The organism is Inquilinus sp. (assembly GCF_057815775.1).
This window is the reverse complement of sequence record NZ_JBYRFX010000113.1, coordinates 1-1,625: the sequence shown is the minus strand read 5'-3', so window position 1 is coordinate 1,625 and position 1,625 is coordinate 1. Positions and strand designations below refer to the sequence as shown.

The 1,625-nt window shown below is 67.4% G+C and carries 2 protein-coding genes; one reads left to right on the top strand and one right to left on the bottom strand.

The features are described from left to right. A partial coding sequence (gene acnA / locus AC3XYG_RS04105; protein WP_489138538.1) for an aconitate hydratase AcnA occupies positions 1-1,293 on the bottom strand: 1,293 nt, incomplete at its 3' end. 30 nt (positions 1,294-1,323) lie between these two features. Between acnA and AC3XYG_RS04100 the strand changes: the two genes are divergently transcribed. Further along, positions 1,324-1,625: aconitase family protein (locus AC3XYG_RS04100; RefSeq protein WP_489138537.1), on the top strand; the 302-nt coding region annotated here is incomplete at its 3' end.

Genomic DNA, 1,625 nt, shown 5'->3' with positions numbered 1-1,625 from the left:
CTCCCGCGCCTTGCGGGCGACCAGGCCGGCCGCGACCATCACCGACGGGTTCGAGGTGTTGGTGCAGCTGGTGATCGCCGCGATCACCACGTCGCCCTGGTCGAGGCTGTGGTCCATGCCGTCGATCTTGGTCGGGTTCGGCGCGGTGCCGGCATCGGCCATCAGCTTGTTGAAGGCGACGGCGGCCTGGGACAGGGCGACCCGGTCCTGCGGCCGCTTCGGCCCGGCCAGCGACGGCTCGACGTCGCCGAGGTCGAGCGACAGGCTGTCGGTGTAGACCGGCTCCGGCGAATTGGCGTCGCGCCACATGCCCTGGGCCTTGGCATAGGCCTCGACCAGGCGGACGCGGTGCGGGTCGCGGCCGGAGAATTCGAGATAGCGCAGCGTCTCGGCATCGATCGGGAAGAAGCCGCAGGTGGCGCCGTATTCCGGCGCCATGTTGCCGATCGTGGCGCGGTCGGCCAGCGACATGTGGTCCAGGCCTTCGCCGTAGAACTCGACGAACTTGCCGACCACGCCCTTCTTGCGCAGCATCTGGGTGACCGTCAGCACCAGGTCGGTGGCGGTCATGCCTTCCTTCAGCTTGCCGGTGATCTTGAAGCCGATCACCTCGGGGATCAGCATCGACACCGGCTGGCCCAGCATCGCCGCCTCGGCCTCGATGCCGCCGACGCCCCAGCCCAGCACGGCCAGGCCGTTCACCATGGTGGTGTGGCTGTCGGTGCCGACCAGCGTGTCGGGATAGGCAACCTGGTTGCCGGTGTTGCGGTCCTTCTCGACCCACACGGTCTGGGCCAGGTACTCCAGGTTGACCTGGTGGCAGATGCCCGTGCCGGGCGGGACGACGCGGAAATTGTCGAACGCGGTCTGGCCCCAGCGCAGGAAGGCGTAGCGCTCGTGGTTGCGCTCGAACTCCAGATCGACGTTGTGCTGGTAGGCGTTCGGCGTGCCGAAGGCGTCGACCATGACGGAGTGGTCGATGACCAGGTCGACGGCCGAGAGCGGGTTGATCCGCTGCGGGTCGCCGCCGAGTGCGACCATCGCCTGGCGCATCGCGGCGAGGTCGACCACGGCGGGGACGCCGGTGAAGTCCTGCATCAGCACGCGGGCCGGGCGGTAGGCGATCTCGCGGTCGGAGCGGCGATCCTTCAGCCACTGCGCCATCGCCTTGACGTCGTCGACCGTGACCGACCGGTCATCCTCGAACCGCAGCAGGTTCTCCAGCAGAACCTTCAGTGAAAAGGGCAGGCGGGCGACATCGCCCAGTGGCTGAGCGAGCGCACCTCCGAACACGAAATCTCCTACCGCCCGGCCCGCGTGCTGATGCAGGACTTCACCGGCGTCCCCGCCGTGGTGGACCTTGCCGCGATGCGCGACGCTACCGCGGCACTCGGCGCCGATCCGCAGAAGATCAATCCATTGGTGCCCGTCGATCTCGTCATCGACCACTCCGTGATGGTCGACTCGTTCGGCACCCCGCTCAGCTTCGCGCAGAACGTCGAGCTTGAATATGAGCGCAACGGCGAGCGCTACGAATTCCTGCGCTGGGGCCAGAAGGCGTTCGACAATTTCCGCGTCGTGCCGCCCGGCACCGGCATCTGCCATCAGGTGAATCTCGAATACCT